Below are 20,715 nucleotides of genomic sequence, written 5' to 3' on the forward strand. Positions count from 1 at the left end.
CGATTCAATGTGTCAAAACAGACGGCCGACCAACCAGGTGCCGCCAACGAACAGCGCATGCTGGCCACGCCAGCCCTGCAAGCCGCGTCTGAACCCGGCATCCACCATGCAGTGCGGCGACAAGGCATAGGACGCCGCCACCAGCCATTGAGCGCCGGCCCGCACGCCACCCTGACGCTGGCCGGAAATCTCGCCGGCCAGCGTCCATTCGCCGGCCACACGCGAAAGCGATGCGGCCCATTGCGTCAGCGTCCGGCCCTGCCCTGTCTCCGAGCCCCCCAGCCGCGTCGCGCCCAGGTTGGCGTCCAGCCTCCAGCTGCCGGCGAAGTCCTGGCTGAGAACGCTGTTGATCGTCCAATCGGTGCGCCCGCTGCCCAGGCCGGCACCGGCCGTGGGCGCCTTGAAGCCCAACTCGACGCCGAAATTCCGGTCCGGATCGCCAGTCGCGAGGCGGTGCTTCAGCATCAGTGTCGTGTCGCCACCGGACGTCTTGCCGCGGCCCTCCACCGATTCGCGCACCTGCAGGTCCCCGCCGACGATCACGCCCCAGTTCTCGTCGAAGGCCAGCTTCGCCGCATACGGCAATGCATGACGCCGCAGCGCGCCGTCGTGCTGGCGGTCCAGGCCGAGTTCCCACTCGATCCAGCCGGGCTGCGGCAGCTCGGCCGGGTTCGATACGGTGGGCCGGTACGGCGTCGGGCTCACGCCGTCACTGGCCTGGACGGACATGCCGCCCGCGCACAGCGCCAGTGCCGCAGCGGCACGCCGCAAGGCGGGGCCCGGCTCGATTGATCGGCGGCCCATCATTCAGAAGCGCACGAATTCGCCGTGTCCGGCCGCGGCGGGCTGGACGTGGACCTGCGGCGCGCTGCGCTGCGCCTTGGTGGCCGCCGCGCGGGGCGCATTGCCGCCGGCCATCTTGAAGAACTCCATCAGCTGCTGCAGTTGCTCGGCTTGGCTGCTCATCTCCTCGGCGGTCGCGGCCAGCTGCTCGGAGGCCGAGGCCCCCTGCTGCGTCGTCTGGCTCAGCTGGTTCATCGCCGCGTTGATCTGGCCCACGCCGCCGGCCTGTTCCTGCGAGGCCGCCGCGATCTCCTGCACCAGCTCCGAGGTCTTCTGGATGTTGGGCACCATGGCCTCCAGCAGCTGCCCGGCGCGCTCGGCCTGCTCCACCGAACCGCCGGCCAGCTCGCTGATCTCGGCCGCCGCCACCTGGCTGCGCTCGGCCAGCTTCCTGACCTCGGCCGCGACGACGGCGAAGCCCTTGCCGTGCTCGCCGGCCCGCGCGGCCTCGATGGCCGCGTTCAGTGCCAGCAGGTTGGTCTGGTAGGCGATGTCGTCGATGATGCCGATCTTGGCGGCGATGCTCTTCATCGCGATAACCGTCTGCTTCACGGCCTCGCCGCCGTCGCCCGCCTCGCGGGCCGCCTTGGTGGCCATGCCGTCGGTGACCTTGGCGTTCTCGGTGTTCTGCGTGATGGAGGCGCTCATCTGCTCGATCGACGCCGAGGTCTGCTCCACGCCCGCGGCCTGTTCGCTGGCGCCCTGGCTGAGCGACTGCGCCGTCGCGCTCACCTCCTCCGACGCCGAGCCCAGCGCGTCGGCCGCCGAGCGCACCTCGCCGATGATCTGGCCGAGCTTGCCCCGCATGTCGGCGATGGCTGCGAGCATGCTGCTGTCGTCGCCCTCCTTGGTGCGCACCTCGACCGTCAGGTCGCCCGCGGCGATGCGGCCGACGACGTCGGCGGCGTAGTCCGGCTCGCCGCCCAGTTGCCGCAGCAGCGAGCGCGTGATGAGGAAACCCATCCCGCCGATGAGGGCGACCGTCGCCAGCGACACGGCCAGCGAGATCCGCACCGCCGAAGTCTTGGCGGCGACCGCCTCCTCGGCGCTCTTGCGGCCGAGTTCGGCGTTGTAGGCGCGCTGCTCCGAGATGGCATCGTTGAGCCGTTTGGCCGCGGGCGTGAGCTCGGAGCGGATGAGGCGCAGCGCTTCCTCGCTCTTCAAGGCGCGCGACAGTTCGATCACCTTGTCCCGGATGGCGCCGTAGCTGGTGGAGGCCGCCTTGACGGCTTCCAGCATCTGCCTCTCCTTGTCGTCGGCGACGCAGCTCACCCCCAGGCAGGCATCGACCGAATAGGCCTTGAGGCCATCGTCCATCTGCGAGCGCGCAGTCGCCATGAGCGCCTCGAAATCGCGCATCTGCTGGGCGTCGGTGCTGATCACGTGCTGCAGCACCAGGGCGCGCAAGTCGCTGAATCGCTGGTGGATGGCGTCCAGCTGCAGCAGGCTGGGCACCACGTTGACGTTGGCGAAGTTGGTCTTCTGGAAGACCGCGTCGATCTGGTGCTGCCCTGTACCTGCGAGCAGGCCAATGCCCAGCAAAGCCGAGAGCACCAGAAGAAGCATCCTCCTGGCGATGGTCATGGTCATGGCTATTCCTCAGTCGTTGATTCGTTGTGGCCGTCGGAGCGGCCTTGCGGCGGGGGCGAGGTCAGGCCGCCGTCATGGAGCCGTCGCGGCGGCAGCGGGGCGGCGCACGCAGGCCTGTTCGAGCAGGCTGGGCACGTCCAGCGCCAGGGCCACTTCGCCGGAGCCCAGGATGGTCGAGCCGGTCACGCCGCGCACGGCGGCGAACAGGTCGCCCAGCGGCTTCATCACCGCCTGCAGCTCGCCCTTGAGTTCGTCGACCACCAGGCCGGCCTTGCCGCCATGCGTCCTGACGACCACGATGTTCTGGCGCCGGCCCCGCGGGCCCGTCAGGGCGAAGTGCTCGCGCAGGCGCAGCAGGGGCAGCACCTCGCCGCGCAGGTCGCAGTAGTTCATGCCGGCCGCGTGCTCGGGGGCGAGCTCGACGCACTCCAGCACCATGTCCAGCGGCACGACGAGGTGCACGTCGGCGACCCGCATCAGGAAGCCGTCGATGATGGCCAGCGTCAGCGGCAGCCGGATGCGGATGGTCGACCCCTGGCCGGCGGTGCTCTCGATCTCGACGCTGCCGCGCAGGGCCTCGATGCCGCTCCTGACCACGTCCATGCCGACGCCCCGGCCCGAGAGGTTGCTGACCTGGGCCGCCGTCGAGAAGCCCGGCTCGAAGACGAGGTTCCAGACCTCGGCGTCGCTCAGTTCCTGCCCCGGCGTGGCCAGGCCGCGTTCGATGGCCTTGGCCAGGATGCGTTCGCGGTCCAGGCCGCCGCCGTCGTCGCGCACTTCCGTGACGATGCTGCCGGCATCGTGGTAGGCCCGCAGCTCGATGGTCGCCCGCGCCGGCTTGCCGCGCGCGACGCGTACCTCCGGCGGTTCGATGCCATGGTCCATGGCATTGCGGACGAGATGGGTCAGCGGATCGCCCAGGCGCTCGACGATGGACTTGTCGAGCTCGGTCTCGCCGCCGTGGATCTGGAGTTCGATGTCCTTGCCGAGTTCCTTGGACACGTCCCTCACGACGCGCCGGAAGCGGCCGAAGGTCTCGCCGATCTGCACCATGCGCAGCCGCATGGCGCCGTCGCGGACCTCCTCGATCAGGCGGGACATCGACGACATCGCCTCCTGCAGCGCCGCGTCGCGGTTGCGCTGGGCCAGCAGGCTGACGCCGGCCCCGGCGATGACGAGTTCGCCGACCTGGTTGATCAGGGCGTCGAGCTTGTCCGCCAGCACGCGGATGTACATCGCCTCCTGCGACTGGCGCGCCCGCACCTCGTTCTGCTTGCTCAGCGCGGCATTGACGACCTCGGGCCGCACGACCTGCTCGTCGACCAGGATCTGGCCCAGCGGCGGGCGCAGCTCGGCGTGCAGCTCCTGGCCCTTCAGCGCGGCGTCGAGTTCGGACTGCGTGACCGCGCCGCAGGACACCAGCAGGTCGCCCAGCCGCAGCTTGTCCTCGGGCAGTTGGCGGATCAGGTTGACGAAGTCGGCCACGCGGCTGCCCGGCGGGAGGATGCGCAGCTGGCAGTCCTCGCGCACGAACTCGAACGCGGACTCGATGGCCTGCTTGTCGCAGTCGCTGCGGTAGCGGATCTCGAAGCCCAGGTAGCAGCGCTCGGCATCGAGGGCGGCCAGGCCGGGCAGGCTCGCCGGCACCGTCGCCACCCGGACCAGCTGGCCGAAGGTGCCGAGGTAGCGGATGAAGGACGCCGGGTCCATGCCCTGGCGCAGCACGTCGGGGCCGAACCGCAGGGAGATGTGCCAGCAGTCGCCCTGGTCGATGTCGAGGTCGCCCGGCGGCAGCGGCTGGGCGGTGGCGCCTGCGGGGAGGTCCAGCGCGGCGCCTGCCGAGGCCGCGTGGCCGTTCAATGCCAGCAACCGCGCCGTCAGCGAGCCGCCCGTGGCGCGGGCCTGCTCGTCCAGCGGACCGCCGTCCTCGGCCTGCCGCAGCAGGGCCTCGATGTGGTCCTTGCACTGCAGCAGCAGGCCGCAAAGCGCATCGTCCACGTCCAGCCGGCCGTCGCGCGCCAGGTCCAGCACGCTTTCGGCCTCGTGCGTGAACTCGACGATGGCCGAGAGCCCGAACAAGCCGGCCGACCCCTTGATGGTGTGGGCCGCGCGGAACACGGCGTTCAGGGCGTCGGCGTCTCCCGGCTCCTCTTCCAGGCGCAGCAGCGCATCCTCCATGTCGTGCAATAGCGCGCGGCTTTCCGCGAAGAAGGTCTGCAAGGCCTCGTTCAGGTTCAACACGCCGTCGTCCTTTCCTCCCGCGCGGGAAGCAGCATCGGGTCGCCGAACCAGCCTGCGAGGTCGAACAGATCCAGCAGCTCCACCACCGGCGCGCTGTGGCCCGTCAGGCGCAGCGGCACCCCGGCGGCGTTGGCATCACGCTTGGCCGCCATCAGCAGCTGCAGGCCGGCCGTGTCGATCTCGGTGACGCCGGCCAGTTCGATCTCGAACTCGGCCGCGCCGGCCCATGCGGCCATCATGGCCGACTGCACTTGCGCCGCGGCATAGATCGTCAGTTCGCCGGACAGGCGCAGGCGACGCAGCCCGCCACGATCGTCGATGTCGATGTCCATCGGGCGCGCTCTCAGGGCAGGATGAGCTTGGCCACGGCGGCCAGCAGTTGGGCAGGCTGGAAGGGCTTGACGACCCAGGCCTTGGCGCCGGCCTCGCGGCCCTGCTGCTTCTTGGCGTCGCCCGCTTCCGTGGTGAGCATGATGACCGGCGTGAACCGGTAGGCGGGTATCGCCTTCATCTTCGTCAGCAGGCCGATGCCGTCGAGCCGCGGCATGTTGACGTCGCTGATGACGAGGTGCAGCTTGCGGCCGTCGAGCTTGGCCAGCGCGTCCTCGCCGTCGACCGCATCGATCACGTCGTAGCCGGCCTGCCTGAGCGAGATGGACACGACCTGGCGCACGCTGGCCGAGTCGTCGACGATGAGGATGGTCTTGGCCATCGGGAGTCCTTGTCGTTGTGGGGTCAGAAGAAGGTCACTTCGGTACTCGGCGCCGCCGCCTGGCCGCCCTGGTGCAGCAGCTGCTGCTCGGGCGTCGTGTAGGTCGCGCGCAGCGTTTCCAGCCAGGCGTCGGCGTCCAGGGGCTCGACCGGCTCGCCGGCCTGCAGGCGATGCGAGGCGTCGAGGACGGCCGCATGCAGCCGATCGGCGTCCTCGATCACCTGGCGCAGGATCTGGCTGACGCGGTCCTGGAACTGCAGGTCCACCAGCACCTGGCCGATCTCGGCCTGCAGGGTGTCGCCTTCGCTTTGCAGCAGCTTGGCGCTGTCGCCCAGGCCGCCGGCCACGCGCTCGAACTCGCCCAGCACCTCGGCGATCGACCGCTCCGACTGGCAGACCAGCTCAGCGTCATGGGCGACATAGCCTTCGACGGCCTTGAGGATGGCGGTCATCGCCGCGTCGACCGACTCGATGCGCGAGCCGATCTGGCGCCCCGTGGCGGCGGACCGGTTGGACAGCACGCGCACCTCCTGCGCGACGACGGCGAAGCCGCGGCCGGCCTCGCCCGCTCGCGCGGCCTCGATGGCGGCGTTGATCGCGAGCAGATTGGTCTGGTGGGCGATGGCGGCGACGTCGCCCGCCATCTCCCTGAGTTCGTGGGTGACGCCGGCGAGGCGGCGGATGGTCTCCAGCACCTCGCCCTTGCTGTCGGTACCCACCCGCAGCTCGGCCACCAGGTCGCTCAAGGCATGGCGGCTGGCTTCGAGCATCGACACCGCGCCCTGCTCGCCGGTGGCCTGCCGCGACACGTCCACCGTCGAGGCCAGGCGCTGGCAGATCAGCGAGAAGCGCTCGCTGAGGCCGACGATGGCGGCTTCGGTCTGCGCGCGCGACGATTCGAGCTGCGCGCTCCAGACCGGCAGCAGCTGCTCGCACAGGGCGTCGAGTCCCGTGCCATCGGTAATTGGCGGCGATGCCTGCGCGTGGTTGCGCCAGGCCAGGCCCAGCGCCACCGCCAGCAGCAGCAGGGCGGCCGGCCAGCGCAACCATGGCGACCCGTCGACGACGCACAGGACGCCGGCCAGCAGGGAAGCGAGCGTCGGCGTCACCGCGGCGACGAAGCGCCAAACGGGGGAGGTGGAGGAGGTTGAAGCGAGAGCCTGCACGAGTGCAACGATGCACCTCTCAGGGGCATCCGGCCTATAGGGATCGCTTTCAAGAGCGGCCAGGGATTCCTGATTCGGCCCGTCAGGCATGCCTGACAAAAGCCTCGTCAGCTAGGCATTCCCTGACCCCTCAAGCCGCAGGCGGCCCGGCGCGCTTCTCACTCGACGAGGCCGTGGGTCACCGCGTAGCGGATCAATGCCGCATTGCTGGCGAACCCCATCTTCTCCATCAGCCGCGCCTTGTGGGTGCTGACGGTCTTGTTGCTGATCGACAGCTCCTCGGCGATGTCGTTGACGCTGCGCCCGCGCGCGAGCAGGCACAAAACCTGGTACTCGCGGCTCGAGAGAGCGCCATGGCAGGGCGCCGCCTGCTGGCCGCTGGCCTGGAACACCAGCTGCTCGGCGATGCCGGGGTCGATGAAGTTGCCGCCCTGCACCACGCGCCTGATGGCCGCCAGCAGTACCTCGGGCTCGCTGTCCTTGGTCAGGTAGCCCGCGGCGCCGGCGCGCAGCGCGCGTTGGGCCACCTGGGCTTCGTCGTGCATGCTCAGCACCAGGATGGCCTGGGTGGGGTGGTGGGCGCGGATGCGCGCGATGAGGTCCTCGCCGCTGATGCCCGGCATGGTCATGTCCATCAGCAGGATGTCGACAGGCATCTTGCGCAGCGTGTCCAGGACATCGCCGCCGTTGTTGGCCTCGCCGACGACCTCGATGTCGTCGACCAGGCTGAACAGCTGCCGCAGCCCTTTGCGGACGATGGCATGGTCATCGCAGATCAGGAGTCGGATCATGTCGTTGTGGACACGAAGTCCAGTGCGGGTGCGTGGGCGGGGAAGGTGGTCCTGACGGTGGTGCCGCGTCCCGGCTCGCTGATGAACACGACTTCACCGCCGATGGCCAGGCCACGTTCGCGCATGCCCATCAGCCCGAAGGATCGTGGCCGCGGCGCATTCGGATCGAAGCCCTTGCCGTCGTCCCGGATCTCCAGCGTGTAGGTGTCATCGATTCTATCGAGCCGCACGTCCACGCTGTTCGCCTCGGCATGGCGGCCGACGTTGGTCAGCGACTCCTGCACGACCCGGAACAGGCTCACCGCCTGAGAGTCGTCCAGGTCCAGCGGCCCGGTCATCAGGTCCAGGCGGCAGGGGATGCCGGTGTATCGCGTGAACTCGCTGGTCAGCCATTCCAGTGCCGGCACCAGCCCCATGTCCAGGGCCGAGGGGCGCAGCGAGGTGGCGACGTTGCGCACCACCTGGATCATGGCGTCGACCGTCTTCAGCAGCGTCTTGATCCGCCCCGGCAGGTCGGGCTGGCTGCCCTCGTAGCGCAGGCGCAGCACCGACAGGTCCAGCCGCAGCGCGCTGAGCATCTGGCCCAGTTCGTCATGGATCTCGCGGGCGATGCGCTTGCGCTCCTCCTCGCGGGCGGTCTCGCGACGAGAGGTCAAGGCGCGCAGCAGCATGACCGACTCCTGCAGTCGCCGCTCGGCGCGTTTGCGTTCCGAGATGTCGTTGACATAACCGTGCCAGAGCAGACCACCGTCGCCTTCGCATTCCGGTTGCGAGCGCAGCTCGACCCAGGCCTCGCCACGCACCGGATGGTCAATGGCAAATTCGATGACACAGGGGGTGAGCGAGGCCCCCGCGTCGTCGAGTATTCTGCAGACGCGCGCCCGCTCATCCGGCTTCGTTCGACTGAAGAACAGCGAGGCATCGCCCAGCAGCGCCTCGGCACTCAGGCCGAGCACCGTCTCCACGCCGGGGCTGGCGTACAGGTAGCGCTGCATGCCCTCCGCGTCGACCCGTAAGACGAAGACACCGCCAGGCGCCAGCGAGGCGAAATGCGTCAGGCGACGGTCGAGCTCGGCATGCTGCTCCCGCAGCGTCACGTCCCGGCCTATGCCCACGATGCGGACGAAGGCGCCCGACGCTCCCCGAACCGGGATCAGCGTCGTGTTGAAGGTGCGGCGGCCCCTGGGCAGGTCGTAGACGACGTCCTCCTCCAGCGCCTCGCCGGAGTCCAGGCAGGCCCGGCAATACCGTTCGACGATCCGGGCCACGGGCACGGGCAGCACCTCCTGCACCGGCCGGCCCAGCACATCGAGGCGGCGGATGCCGGTCGCGCGCTCGAAGGTCGGGTTCATCTCCAGCACCTTGAGTTCGCTCTCGGGTGTCACCTCGAGCAGCACCAGCGAATCGGAGACGTTGTCGAAGACCTCCCGGTAGCGGCTTTCGCTGGTGCGCAGCGCCTCCTCGATGCGGTACTTCTCGATGGCGATGGCCGCCAGCTGGATGGCGCGCCGCAGCAGGTCGAGCTGGGCCTCGTCCGGCCCTCCCACGGCGCTCCGGTAGACGCCGAACGTCCCCAGGACCCGCCCCGCGGCGTCGCGGATGGGCTCGGTCCAGCTGGCCCGGATGCCCTCGTCGCGAGCGACGACGCACAGCTGCGTATCGGCGGCGGGCGACTCGAGATCGGGCAGGATTTCGGTGTGGCCGCCGAAGACGCGCCGGCCGCAGGTCTGTCCGGCTTCGCCGCAGGCGACGAGCGCGGCTCGCAACGGCACGGGCAGATGCGCCCCGGCGGCCAGTTGCAGGCGCTTGCCGTCCGCATCGGCCAGCATGATGCAGCCCTTGGCGTTGGGCAGCGCCGCTTCGACGTAGTGGATGACGTCCTCCAGCACCTCGTTCAGCGGCGCGCCATGCGCCAGGCGCTCGAAGATGCGCAGACGCACCGCCTCCTTGACCTGGATGCGCTTGTGTTCGGTGATGTCGCGGACCAGAACCACGAAGCGCGGCGCTTCGCCCTCGCCCATGGACTTTCGCGCCGCCCACATCTCGAACCACAGGCGCCCGACGGGCAGGTCGAGGGAATACTGCTGCGCCGACGAGCGCCCCTTCGCGGCCGCTTCCGCAAGCGCCGTCTCGCTGGCCCGCATGGCGTCGGCTGGCAAGACGTCGCACACGCGCTTGCCGATCAGCTCGGTGACGGGCGCCACGAGCAGTTCCGGCCGCGAGCAGTGCACGCTCAGGTATTCGCCATCGGCGCCGAGTTCCAACAGCAGGTCGGGCACGGCATCGAGCACGGCCTGCTGGTCGTTCTGGGACTGCCGCAGGCGCGCGTTCGCGCTGCTGAGCAACTGGTTGCCGCGGCGCTGGCGGACCAGGAAGGCTGCCGACACCGTAAGCAGGAGCAGGGTGATGGCCACGAGGGCCCACAGGCCGCGCTGCAGCAAGGCCTGCTGCTCGCTGCGGACCCGCAGGTCCTTGATCTCGCGGTTGCGGCTCTCCGCCTCGTAGCGCGCGGCCAGGTCGTTCATGCGCGTGCCGGCGAGGTCCCGCGCGGCCTTGGCCGAGTTCTCCATGGCCTGGTTGGTCAGCTCGTAGGCGCGTCGGTAGTCGCCCCTGGCATTCAGGATGGACGCCATGCGGATCAGGCTGCCGTGCAGATAGAGATCCAGCCCGATCTGGGTCGCCAGCGCATGGGACTGCTCGGCATCGGCCCAGGCCGCATCCAGGTCGCCCATGGCCTGCCAGTTCCTGCTGCGCGAATCCAGCACCCACCACTCCGCGATCTTGTTGGGCAGGGCCTTGTACAGGTTCAGCGACTCGTCGAAGAGCAACCGGGCTTCCGCGTAGCGTCCGGCCCGGCGGAAGAAGTCGGCCAGCGAATAGGTGGCCCGCGCGGCACCGAAGGGCACGTTGGCCGCGCGGTACAGGCTGATGGCCTGCCGGATCAGCCGCTCGCCTTCGGCGGCATCGCCGTGGCTCGTCCAGCTGTTGCCCAGGGACAGCGTCGCTTCGGCCGCCAGGATGGTCGACCTGGCCCTCTTCGCCTGCTCGAGCATCTGCTTGAGCTCGTCGACGGCTTCGCGGCTGCGGTTGGTCTGGTCGTAGGAAATGGCCATGCCCTGGTGGGCGAAGGCCAGCGCGCGCGGGTTGCCGCTGCGCTTGGCAATCTCCATGGCGTGCATGGCCGTCGTCACCGACAGGTCGAACTGGCCGAATCGCCGGTGCATCGCCACCATCCGCAGCAAGGCCTCGCCCAGCAGGTCCGGACGGTCGACGCCATCCAGGACCGCCACGCCCTGCTGCGTGGCCTCGGTCAGCGCCTGGATGTTCGCCAGGTTGACGGCGTTGAGGGCGATGTTCAGGTAGGCCTCGGCCTGCCCGACACGGTCCGCTGCAGGGATGGCCAACGCCAGGGCCTGGCGGGCATGCGCATCGGCCAGCCGAGCCTCGGCCCGGTAGGACTCGACGCGCGCCAGCAGGTTCAGCACCAACGCGCGGTCGGCCGCCGTGCCGGCATCGCCGAGTTCGGCCTGCAGCCGCCGGGCGCCTTCGTAGGCTGCGGGAACGTCGCGCTCGGCCAGTTCGCGTACCTGGCCCACCCCGGCCCGCCAGCGTTCAAGGTCCGGCTCGGCCACGGCCGGGCCTGCCGCAACCATCAGTACCGGCAGGAGCAGCAGGATGGCGAGGACGGCGCGCATCAGGCCCCCAGCGCCGAGAGGCTGGGCGGGACAGGAGTGATAACGCTGTCATGGCGCGCAGCGGCCGGGCCGTCCCCCGACACTTCCACTGCTTGCCTTCTGGCTGTCGCCTTCTTCATGCCATGCTCATCGTTGTTCGTCACCGCCGGCCCGTTGCGCGGGGTCGCCCCACCTGCCCGCGGGCAACCCGTATTGATACCGAAGACCTCAGGCCCTGCGAAGCCCCGAGCCCCGGGGATGCGCCGTGCGATTGCCAGATGCGTCACACCGCGAGGCCGCGGCGGCCTAGCCGAAGTAGTCGGCGCCACCCAGCCGCTGGACAAGCTCGCGCACTGCCGCGCTCTGGCCCGTCGTGCGCATCCTCCGCCCTGTGGCCAGTGCGTGCAGACGGCAGGTGAGGAGCAGTTGCAACCCTACCGCGTCGATGCACTGGACCGTCGCCAGGTCGACCTCGATGTCGCAACCTTCGCTCAGCGGCGCCAGCAGTCGGTCGCGCTGCTCGGCCGTGGTTCGGCAGGTCAGCTCGGCAGGCAGCCTCAGGCGCCGCAGCGGCGGCGTGCTTGTGCGCTCAGTCACGAGCCATCGCGGTGGGCGCGAGGGCTGCCTCCTGCCGCCGGCGTGAGCGCGTCGGACAGATCGCTGTTCTTGTGCGGCGATGCATCATGGTCGGTCGATTCCTCTCTCATCGAGCCCCGAGCATCTCCAGTGCCTCGGCCGGCCGCCATCGGCTCATTCCGAAATCGGTGTAGGGCTAATCCGACGCGCCGGGGTCCGCGTACTCGACGCGGTTGCGGCCGTTGGCCTTGGCCCGGTAGAGCGCGGCGTCGGCCCGCGAGATGAGTTCCTCGGCGGACTCCAGCCGCCCGAAGGCCAGGCTTGCCACGCCGAAGCTGCAGGTGACGTCGAGCAGGGCGCCGCCCGGCACGGCCACCGGAGAAGCGCAGATGCTGCGGTGGAAGGCCTCGATGCGCGCGCGGCCCTCGGGCCGGCTGATGTCCAGGTCGGGCAGCACGAGCACGAACTCCTCGCCGCCATAGCGGCCGAGATGGTCGTAGGCGCGCGTCAGCCCCTGCAGCCGCTGGGCGATGGCCACCAGCACCGCGTCGCCCGCCTGGTGGCCATGCCGGTCGTTGACCAGCTTGAAGCGGTCGGCATCCACGAGAACCAGGGCCAGCGGCTGCCGGCTGCGGCTGGCCCGCGACACGTCGGCCGCCAGGGCCTCGCCGAGGGCCCGCCGGTTCAACACGCCCGTCAGGCCGTCCTTCAGCGCCAGCTCGCGCATCTGCGCATGCGAGGCCTCGATCTCCCGCGTCCGCTCGGCGACCAGGCGCTCCAGGTGGCGCTGGTGCCGGAGGATGGTGCGCAGCCGCCAGTCGTAGGCCGCCCAGACCAGCAGCGCCGCCATCGCGGCCAGGGTCATGTAGAACCCGTTGGTTCGCCACCAGGGCGGCAGGATCTCCAGGTCCAGCGTCTGCAGGGCCGACTCGGCCTGCAGGTCCAGGTTGCGGGCGCGGACTTCGAAGCGGTACTGGCCCGGCGCCAGGCCGGGATAGGCCAGCTGGGTTTCGGTGCCGCTGCGCCACTCTTCCTCGAGCCCGGCCATGCGGTACTCGAAGCGCAGGGCGCCGCGGCTCTCCAGCGCGCTGCTCGTGAGGTGGAGCACCACGCCCTGCTTCTGCCAGGGCAGGACCAGGCCCGGGTTGCCATCGCCGGCCGCCGGCACGTCGTGGCCGGCCACGCGGAGCCTCACGTCCAGACGCGGCTCCGCGAAGAGCGCTTCGAGTTCGTCGAAATGCGCCGCGCCCCGGCTGGTGCCTATCCACATGGAGCCGTCGCGGTCTTCGTAGATGGCGCCCTGGTTGCAGTCGTTCCAGGGCAGGCCGTCGCCATCGCGGACGAAGCGCCAGCGCTTCATGTTCCAAACCGCCACGCCGTAGTCGGTGGCGGCCCACAGCCAGCCGCGCCGGTCCAGGTGCAGCCCGACGATGGAACGCCCCTGCAGCAAAGGCGCATCGACGGTCGCGAGCCGGGCAGTGCCGTCGGCCTGCAGCCGCCCCTCCCACAGACCCGCCATCCCGCCGCCGAGCCAGATCCGGTCCTGGCCGCAGGCCAAGGCCGCGAAGTCCCGGCTCTCCGGCAACTGCGTCGCATCGCCCACCAGCCGGATCTCCACGACGCGCTGCCCGTCGCTGCGGAACAGCCCCGCCTGCGTGTGGAACCACACCTGGCCGTCGGCGGCGATGCAGGCCCCATGAACCTGCGGCAGGCGGCGTCCGGCATTGTCCTTGTCGATGCGGCGCGGCAGGGCGTCCCGCACCGGCTCGGCCACCACGTACACGCCGCCGTGCGTCGTGATCCAGAGCTGGCCGGTCAAGTCCACCAGCAGGCTGGTGATGCGCGGCAACCGGGCCACATGCCTGTACTTGCCGGTGCGCGGGTCGAAGACGCGCAGCGCCCCTTCGAAGGAGCCCACCCAGATCCGCCCCCGGGAGTCCTCCGCCAGGCTGGACGCGACGTCCGGAGGCTCCCTCGGATCGCCGACCAACGTGGCCTTGGTGGCGTGGTCGTTGGCCCGCACCGCCAGCCCGGCCCCGGTGCCGAAGTAGAGCGCCCCGGCGGCGCTGCGCAGGAAGGCCCACGAGTCCTCGCTGGGCAGCCCTTCCGTCAACCCCCAGCTCTGTGCGTGCCGGTAGCCCAGCCAATGGGCCAGGCCGGCGCCTGCCGTGCCCAGCCAGATGCCGCCGTCGCGAGTCAGCAGCAGCGCGCTGACGCCGCCCCCGGCCCTCAGGCCCTCGCCCACGCCGACGGCCTCCCAGGCGTTGCCGTCCCAGCGCGCGACGCCGACGCCCCACTGCGTCAGCAGCCGGCCCTGCCCGTCGACGATGAGCGGCGGCGACATCGGCGCAGGCGCGGCGGCGGTGGCGGGCAGGTCGACGCCGAGCAGCTTTTCCGCACCCAAGGGCAGCTGCCAGAGACGGTCGCGGCTGCGCATCCAGAGCTCGCCGTCCGCCGTGCGCATCAGGCTGCCCAGGGGGGCGGTCGAGCCGCGCCCCGCCGCGCCGTACAGGCGCAGCCGGCCGTCGGACCAGCGGCACAAGGCCAGCCCGCAGCCGAACCAGAGATCGCCGCCCGGCTCGGCCAGCACCGACCAGATGTCTTTCAGTTCGGGCTGGTGCTCGCGGTCGCGCGCTTCGAATATCTTGCCAATCACCCAGCCCGACGGGCCGCGCTGCACCCGGTACAGGCCGTCACGCGCGTTGACGATCAAGGCCTCCCGCGAGGAAGTCAGGCTCTGACCCGGCTGCGGGGCGATGGGCCGCCCGTCCCGCGTGACCTGCTGGAAGCCCTCGCGCGCCTGGTGGAAAAGCATGGTCTCCGTGCCCACCCAGAGCAGCCCCGCGGCGTCGACGTGCAGGCTGTTGACGCGCGGGTCCGCCAGGCCCTGGGCGACGCCGTAGCCGCGGATGCGGGTGCCGTCGAAGTGGTAGAGCCCGTTCTCGGTCCCTATCCACACCTCGCCTCCGGCGCCCTGCGCCAGCGCCGTCACGGCGAGGTTCTCGAGGCCCTGCTCCTGCCGGAGGTAATGAAAGGCCCGCTGCTGGGCCTGGGCCCCCAACACCGCTGCCGCCAGGCTGCCGACCAGCAGCAGCCTGACGAGGCGACGGCCCACCCTTCTAAGCACCCACGTCCCCGCGCCTGCCGTCGAGCCTGAACACCGACACCGCCTCGACCAGGGCCTGGGCCTGCTGGCTCAGGCTGGTTGCCGCCGCAGCCACCTGCTCGACGAGGGCGGCGTTCTGCTGGGTGGTGCGGTCCATCTGCTGGACGGTCTGCCCGACATGGCTGACGCCGGTGGACTGCTCGGCGCTGGCGGTGCTGATCTCGCCGACCACGCCGGCCACCTGCCGGATCGCCTCGACGACCTCCTTCATGGTGCGGCCCGCCTGGTCGACCAGATCCGTCCCCAAGCCGACCCGCTCCACGCTGGTGTCGATCAGCTTGCGGATCTCCTTGGCGGCCTCGGCGGAGCGCCCGGCAAGGCTGCGCACCTCGGCCGCCACGACGGCGAAGCCACGGCCCTGCTCGCCCGCGCGCGCCGCCTCGACGGCCGCGTTCAGCGCCAGGATGTTCGTCTGGAAGGCAATGCCGTCGATCACCGCAACGATCTCTGCGATATGCCGGGAGGATTCGTTGATGCCATGCATCGTGTCCACGACGCGGCCGACAGTATCGCCGCCCTCGATCGCCACCCGGGAGGCCTGGGCCGCGAGCTGGCTGGCCCGCAGCGCGTGCTCGGCGTTCTGCCTGACGGTGGCATCCAGCTGTTCCGTCGAGGCCGCCGTGCGCTGCAGCGCGCTGGCCTGGTCTTCCGTGCGGCCGCTGAGGTCGTGATTGCCCGAGGCGATCTCGGCACTGGCCGTGGCCACGCCGTCGGCCGCCTGGCGCACGCCGTCGACGATGTCGGCGAGGTTGTCCCGCATGGCGCGCAGCGACTGCAGCACCTGGCCCGACTCGTCGTTGCCCGCAGCGACGATGGGCACGGTCAGGTCACCCAAGGCGATGGAATTCGCGGCGCTGGCCGCATGCCGCAAGGGGATGACGATGGCGCGCGCGGTCAGCACCGACAGCCCGAGCGCCAGGGCCACGGCCAGCGCCGCGCCTCCCGCCAGCAGCCATTGGCTCTGGCGCGCCGAGTCCTCGGCGGCGAGCTGGTCATCGGCCAGTTCCTTCGTCATGTGGGCGTCGAGTTTCGCCAGCGCCGCGAGATAAGCCTCCGCCAGCGGCTTGAGCTCCGTGTCGATGGCCGCGGCGACGTCGCCGCCCGCCTCCCGTTTCTTCATCAGCGCCGCGCGCGGCCCCCGGTAGCGTTCGCGTGCGGCAGCGATGTCGCTCAACAGGGCCCGGGCCCGGTCGTCGTCCTGAACGCCGTCCTCCACCTGCTTTTGCAGTTGGCTCACATGCCGGGAAGTTTCGTCCATGGCCTTCTTCAAGGCGTCGAACTGCCCGGCGTCGCCGCTGCGCAGGGCCGCGCCGGTGCGCACCCAGTTCAACTCGATGGCCGCCACCCAGCCCTGGGCCTGGCTTTTCCTCGCCATCTCCGTCGTCGCCACCTTGTGGCCGGCCTCCTTGAGTTTCTCGAGTTGCCAGACGCCGACCGCGGCCAGCATCACGACGATCAGGAGCACCGATCCGAATGCCGCCGCAAGACGGGCGCGGATGCCGAGCCTGCTGAAGTTCACGATGATTCGTCCTTTCTAGTTGTCAAAGGGGCGTCCGGCCAGCCTCGAGGGGTCGGACGGATTGGGATTCGCGGGCGCGGCCGGGAAATTCAGCATGACGGCGGTCCCCTGTCCGGCGCGGCTGTCGATCAGCAGTTCGCCGCCGAGCAGGCTGGCGCGCGCCTTCATGACCTGCAGGCCGTAGGCCTGCCCGCCGACGCTGTCCGGCTGGAAGCCGCGGCCCGCATCCCGCACCACCAGTTCCCACTCGTCGCCGAGGCGCCGGATCGACAGGTCCGCCTCCGCGACGCCGGCATGCCGTGCCGCGTTCTCCAGGGCTTCCTGGACGATGCCGAACAAGGCCGCCGCGGACTCCTCGCTCAGCTCGGGCACCCCTCCGAGGTCGAGGCGGCACTCGAACCCATGCCGGCGGCACAGGTCCCGGGACAAGGCGTCGAGGGCCGGGGCCAGGCCTTCGTCGAGCGAAGCGGGCCGCAGGCCGCGCAGCAGTTCGCGCATGGTCGCGATCGCCCGGTCCACCAGGCCGGTCATGGTGTTCGAGGCCGCCAGCAGCGGCGGCAGCGAGTCGGCGTATTGCACGCGCAGCATGCCGGCGCTGAGCCGCAAGGCCGTCAGCACCTGGCCGAGCTCTTCCTGCAGTTCGCGGCTGACGCGGCTGGCCATCAGCGAGCGCAGCTGCGCCCGCGCCTGACGCAGCTCGGCCTCCTGCTGCCGCTGCACGGTCATGTCCCGTCCCAGCCCGAGCACCGTCCGCACCTGCCCTCCGTCGTCGACCTCGGGCACGAGCAGCAGGTCGCCCTCCCGCCAGTCCTGCCCGGCCTTGCGGAAGATGCTGGTCAGCCGCTGGGCCTTGCCCGTCGACACGACGGCGCGAATGGCCGTCATCATCCGTTCGGCTTCGCCGTCGGCAAATGCGGGGTCGTCGGCCGGGCTCTGGCCCAGCAGCGGCTCGGCCGATTGCTGGCGCATCCGCGTGAAGGCCGGGTTGACGTACACGCGGCGACCGTCGCGGTCATAGCGCACGATCAAGTCCGGGCAGTTCTCGACCAGGGTCCTGAACTCGCGCTCGCGCGTCACCAGGGCGGCTTCCAGGGCCACCCTTTCGGTCATGTCGTGGACGATGCCCACCAGCTGGCGCACGCGGCCCGACTCGTCGCGCAAGGGCACCAGCGTCATCTCGACGGTCCTGCGGCCGGAGGGCAGCAGCATCACGAACTGTTCGCGCTGCACCACCGCGCTCGTGACGCAGCGCTGGTAGCGCTGGATGAACAGGGCGGCGACCGACGGGACGGCGGTCTCGTGCACCATGCGGCCCACCAGCTCGGAGGCGCGCATGCCCATGGACTGCAGCAGGGCCGGGTTGATGGCCAGGTTGCGAAAGCGCGCCTCTCCCAGCACCTCGATGAGGAAAAGCCCGTCGGTGGCGTGTTCGAAGATCTGGCGCAGATAGTCCGTGCCCCGCGCCGCCGCCGTCTCGGCGGGCGTGAGGGCGCCGGCCCGCCGCCTGGCAGCCCAGCCGAGCGCCATGCCGGCCAGGAGCACAGCGCCGGCCAGGAGCAGGGTCGGCATCAAGGCTGGAGCGTCCATGAATACGAGGAATTCCTGAACTCGCCCGGCTCGGCGGCAAGCAGCAACGCAAGCAGCTGCTCGGCGGACATCGGACGCCCGAGCAGATAACCTTGCACCTCGTCGCATTGCAGCCGCCGCAGCAGCGCCAGCTGTTCCCGGGTCTCGACTCCCTCGGCCACGACGCGCATGCCCAGGCCGTGGGCGAGGGCCACGATGGTCGTGACGATGGCTTCGTCGTGCGGGTCGCGGGTGATGTCCGCCACGAAGGACCGGTCCACCTTCAATGAATCGAGGGGAAAGCGCTTCAGGTAGCCCAGCGACGAATAGCCGGTGCCGAAGTCGTCCAGCGCCACGCCCACGCCGACCTCGACCAGCCGCTGCAGCGTCTCTGCCGCCCGTGCGGTGTCGCGCATGAGCACGCTCTCCGTCAGCTCCAGTTCGAGCAGGCGGCTGGCCAGCCCGGTTTCCGCCAAGGCGTCCTCGACGGTCTTGACGATGTCGGTGCCGCGGAACTGCCGCGCCGAAATGTTGACCGCGACGGCCACGTCGCAGCCCGAGCTCTGGTGCAGGCGCACCGCCTGCCGGCAGGCCTCGCGCAACACCCATTCGCCGATGGGCACGATCAGCCCCGTCTCTTCGGCGACGGGGATGAACTCCTGCGGCGACACGATGCCCAGCTCGGCGTTGTTCCATCTCAGCAAGGCCTCGACGCCCACCAGCTGATCGCGGATCAGGTCCATCCGCGGCTGGTACACGACGCTGAACTCGCCCTGCCTGATGGCATTGCGGAGCTGCGACGCGATCTCCACCCGCCGCCGTACCGCGCGGTTCATCTCGTAGGTGAAGAACTGGCTGTTGTTCTTGCCGGCGTCCTTGGCGCGGAACAGCGCGGTGTCCGCGTTGCGCAGCAGGGTGTCGACCCCGCCGACGTCGTGGGGAAACACCGTGATGCCGACGCTGCAGGCCACGACCAGCTCGGTGCTGCCGATGTGCACGGGCTCGGCCACCGCCGCGAGCACCCGGTCGGCCAGCCGCCGTGCGTCGTCCGCTGCGGCCAACGGCTCGACCAGTACGGCGAACTCATCGCCGCCGATGCGGGCGACGACACCGCAGTCCTGCATGCAGCCCGCCAGACGGGTGGCCATCACCTTGAGAAGCTCGTCGCCCAGTTGGTGCCCCAGGGTGTCGTTGACATCCTTGAAGTTGTCGAGGTCGATGAACATGACCGCGCCGAGCTGCCCCGTGCGACGGCTGCGGTTCAGCGCCTCCTGCACGTCGGCGCGGAACTGCCCCCGGTTGGGCAAGGCGGTCAGGGCGTCGCAGCTCGCGTCAAGGGCCGGATGGACCTGGCAGGTCCGCAGATCGCGGAGGTCACGCAGGGTCACGAACACGCACTGCAGCTCGCCCAGCCCGTTGCGGCAGGCGGCGATGCTGCAGGCCACATCCGTCGGCTCGCCGTCGGCACGGCGCAGGACCTGGACGAGGGACTGCGGCGGCCCGCCGGCCAGGACCTCCCGCAGGCTGCCGCGCAGGGCCTCGGGGGCCGCGAAGAAGGCCGCGCATTCACGCCCCACCAGTTGCTGGGGGCCGCGGCCGGCCAGCCGGGCGGCCGCGGCGTTGAGGTCCATCACCCAGCCGTCCGGAGCGAGGGCCAGCATGGGTTCCAGGCTGGAGTCCAGCAGGCCGCGCACGCAGTGCAGCCCGGCGCTGCCGACGCGGTCGCTCGCATGCGGCCACGGCGATGCGTCGAGCACGGCCTGCGGCGCAGCCTCGCCGGGCCGGCGCAGCGGGGGCTGGCGGGACGCTCGGGCGCGCCGCAGGGCCGGCCAGGCCACACACCAGGCCAGCGCCGCATACAGCGGCGACGCGAGCGCCACGGGGTCGGAGGGGAGGCACAGCACCGACAAGGCGGCAAGCCCCCCCGCCATCAGCAGCGCGGGCGCGCGCCGGCCCGGCCACCGGGCCAGCCTCAGCCCCGCCGCGCCCAGCATCGCCACACCGGCGGCGGCCAACACCAGTTCCGCATCGCCCCCCAGCCAGCGGCCTGAAGCGGCAAGGCAGCGATGCCAGCCGGCCTTGACGAAGGGCGGCGCGCCGATGGACCAGGCCACCGGCAGCGGCAGGGTCACGGCCAGGAACCAGGCCAGGCGTCCAGGCCGACGATGAACGGGAGGCGCCGGGTTCACGTTCAGGCCCTCCCGCCCTGCGCCGCCAGCGGCAGCCGCCCGGTCGCCGCCACCCGCCGCACGGCGTCGAGCAAGTCCTCGGGGTCGCTGTCCTTGCTGAGGAAGCCCGCCGCGCCGGCCTCCATCGCACGCTGGGCGATGGAGGCTTCGTTGTGCATGGTCAGCACCAGCACCGGCAGCCAGGGGAACTGCTGGCAAAGCCGCTGCAGCAGCTCGACGCCGGAAACCCCCGGCATGCACAGGTCGAGCAGCAGCAGGTCGACGCGCGAGCTGTCGGTCGACAGGCGTCGGATGACCTCTTCGCCGCTGGCGAACTCACCCTCCAGCAGCATGTCAGGCGCGTAGGCGAACAGCTGCCGCAGGCCCTCCCGGACCGCGGCATGGTCGTCCGCCAGCAGTAATCTAATCATGCGATCTCCGCGGAGTGCCTTGGCGGGGAGCAAGGATGCGATGGCGGCACGAGGCCGACCATCGGTCGCGGCCGAATCCGGGGTCAGGAAGCCTGCCAACACGTTAGGGATAGGACTACAAGGACCGGCGGTTTCTCCGGCGCCGCCTCCAGCAAACGATGCCCGCCCGCCACATCTGGCGGAAACGCTCAAAAGTCACCGCCTGATTGAGCGGATTAGGCATAAAAACGAGGGCAGGCGCCTTGTGGGGCCTGCGTGAACCCTCCGCTTGG

At 70.5% G+C, this 20,715-nt stretch carries 14 protein-coding genes; all 14 read right to left on the reverse strand.

Annotation, left to right across the window (positions count from 1 at the left end; all coding sequences use genetic code 11):
• Nucleotides 1-12: 12 nt before the first annotated feature.
• The 14 genes from LXT12_RS16890 to LXT12_RS16955 all read right to left on the reverse strand — a co-directional run bounded on the left by LXT12_RS16890 (nt 13) and on the right by LXT12_RS16955 (nt 20,443).
• Complete coding sequence (locus LXT12_RS16890) at nt 13-807, reverse strand: transporter (RefSeq protein ID WP_233393458.1); 795 nt, start codon at nt 805-807, stop codon at nt 13-15.
• On the reverse strand, nt 808-2,433 hold the full coding sequence (locus LXT12_RS16895) for a methyl-accepting chemotaxis protein (RefSeq protein WP_233393459.1): 1,626 nt from the start codon (nt 2,431-2,433) through the stop codon (nt 808-810).
• A gap of 72 nt (nt 2,434-2,505) precedes the next feature.
• Nucleotides 2,506-4,674 (reverse strand): chemotaxis protein CheA, encoded by a 2,169-nt coding sequence (locus LXT12_RS16900; protein WP_349255032.1) that lies wholly within the window; start codon nt 4,672-4,674, stop codon nt 2,506-2,508.
• Complete coding sequence (locus tag LXT12_RS16905) at nt 4,668-5,006, reverse strand: STAS domain-containing protein (protein WP_233393460.1); 339 nt, start codon at nt 5,004-5,006, stop codon at nt 4,668-4,670. Before LXT12_RS16905 ends, LXT12_RS16900 begins: the two co-directional genes overlap by 7 nt.
• Before the next feature lie 11 nt (nt 5,007-5,017).
• Complete coding sequence (locus LXT12_RS16910; RefSeq protein ID WP_233393461.1) at nt 5,018-5,386, reverse strand: response regulator; 369 nt, start codon at nt 5,384-5,386, stop codon at nt 5,018-5,020.
• 23 nt (nt 5,387-5,409) lie between these two features.
• Nucleotides 5,410-6,495 (reverse strand): methyl-accepting chemotaxis protein, encoded by a 1,086-nt coding sequence (locus LXT12_RS16915; RefSeq protein WP_233393462.1) that lies wholly within the window; start codon nt 6,493-6,495, stop codon nt 5,410-5,412.
• Between the two features lie 215 nt (nt 6,496-6,710).
• On the reverse strand, nt 6,711-7,343 hold the full coding sequence (locus LXT12_RS16920) for a response regulator (RefSeq protein ID WP_233393463.1): 633 nt from the start codon (nt 7,341-7,343) through the stop codon (nt 6,711-6,713).
• Nucleotides 7,340-11,038 (reverse strand): PAS domain-containing protein, encoded by a 3,699-nt coding sequence (locus LXT12_RS16925; protein WP_233393464.1) that lies wholly within the window; start codon nt 11,036-11,038, stop codon nt 7,340-7,342. Before LXT12_RS16925 ends, LXT12_RS16920 begins: the two co-directional genes overlap by 4 nt.
• Before the next feature lie 285 nt (nt 11,039-11,323).
• A complete protein-coding gene (locus tag LXT12_RS16930; protein ID WP_233393465.1) occupies nt 11,324-11,614 on the reverse strand; it encodes an STAS domain-containing protein in 291 nt (96 codons plus the stop codon).
• Nucleotides 11,615-11,789: 175 nt separating this feature from the next.
• Entirely contained in the window at nt 11,790-14,708 is a 2,919-nt protein-coding gene (locus tag LXT12_RS27055; RefSeq protein ID WP_233393466.1) for a ligand-binding sensor domain-containing diguanylate cyclase, read from the reverse strand.
• Nucleotides 14,709-14,712: 4 nt separating this feature from the next.
• Nucleotides 14,713-16,278, reverse strand: coding sequence for a methyl-accepting chemotaxis protein (locus LXT12_RS16940; RefSeq protein ID WP_349255033.1), 1,566 nt, complete (start codon nt 16,276-16,278; stop codon nt 14,713-14,715).
• A gap of 15 nt (nt 16,279-16,293) precedes the next feature.
• Complete coding sequence (locus LXT12_RS16945; protein ID WP_233393467.1) at nt 16,294-17,847, reverse strand: PAS domain-containing sensor histidine kinase; 1,554 nt, start codon at nt 17,845-17,847, stop codon at nt 16,294-16,296.
• A complete protein-coding gene (locus LXT12_RS16950; protein ID WP_233393468.1) occupies nt 17,847-19,976 on the reverse strand; it encodes a putative bifunctional diguanylate cyclase/phosphodiesterase in 2,130 nt (709 codons plus the stop codon). The genes LXT12_RS16945 and LXT12_RS16950 overlap by 1 nt, the downstream gene beginning before the upstream one ends.
• A gap of 59 nt (nt 19,977-20,035) precedes the next feature.
• Nucleotides 20,036-20,443, reverse strand: coding sequence for a response regulator (locus tag LXT12_RS16955; RefSeq protein WP_233393469.1), 408 nt, complete (start codon nt 20,441-20,443; stop codon nt 20,036-20,038).
• Between the last annotated feature and the right edge of the window lie 272 nt (nt 20,444-20,715).

It is taken from the genome of Pelomonas caseinilytica, assembly GCF_021353235.1.
Classification (GTDB): Bacteria; Pseudomonadota; Gammaproteobacteria; order Burkholderiales; family Burkholderiaceae_C; genus Pelomonas; species Pelomonas caseinilytica.

What these genes read in the sequence shown, in the direction of transcription:
- LXT12_RS16910 (WP_233393461.1), bottom strand. Translation starts at nt 5,386, where the DNA reads ATGGCCAAGACCATCCTCATCGTCGACGACTCGGCCAGCGTGCGCCAG.
- LXT12_RS16905 (WP_233393460.1), bottom strand. Translation starts at nt 5,006, where the DNA reads ATGGACATCGACATCGACGATCGTGGCGGGCTGCGTCGCCTGCGCCTG.
- LXT12_RS16955 (WP_233393469.1), bottom strand. Translation starts at nt 20,443, where the DNA reads ATGATTAGATTACTGCTGGCGGACGACCATGCCGCGGTCCGGGAGGGC.
- LXT12_RS16925 (WP_233393464.1), bottom strand. Translation starts at nt 11,038, where the DNA reads ATGCGCGCCGTCCTCGCCATCCTGCTGCTCCTGCCGGTACTGATGGTT.
- LXT12_RS16945 (WP_233393467.1), bottom strand. Translation starts at nt 17,847, where the DNA reads ATGCCGACCCTGCTCCTGGCCGGCGCTGTGCTCCTGGCCGGCATGGCG.
- LXT12_RS16890 (WP_233393458.1), bottom strand. Translation starts at nt 807, where the DNA reads ATGATGGGCCGCCGATCAATCGAGCCGGGCCCCGCCTTGCGGCGTGCC.
- LXT12_RS16895 (WP_233393459.1), bottom strand. Translation starts at nt 2,433, where the DNA reads ATGACCATGACCATCGCCAGGAGGATGCTTCTTCTGGTGCTCTCGGCT.
- LXT12_RS16920 (WP_233393463.1), bottom strand. Translation starts at nt 7,343, where the DNA reads ATGATCCGACTCCTGATCTGCGATGACCATGCCATCGTCCGCAAAGGG.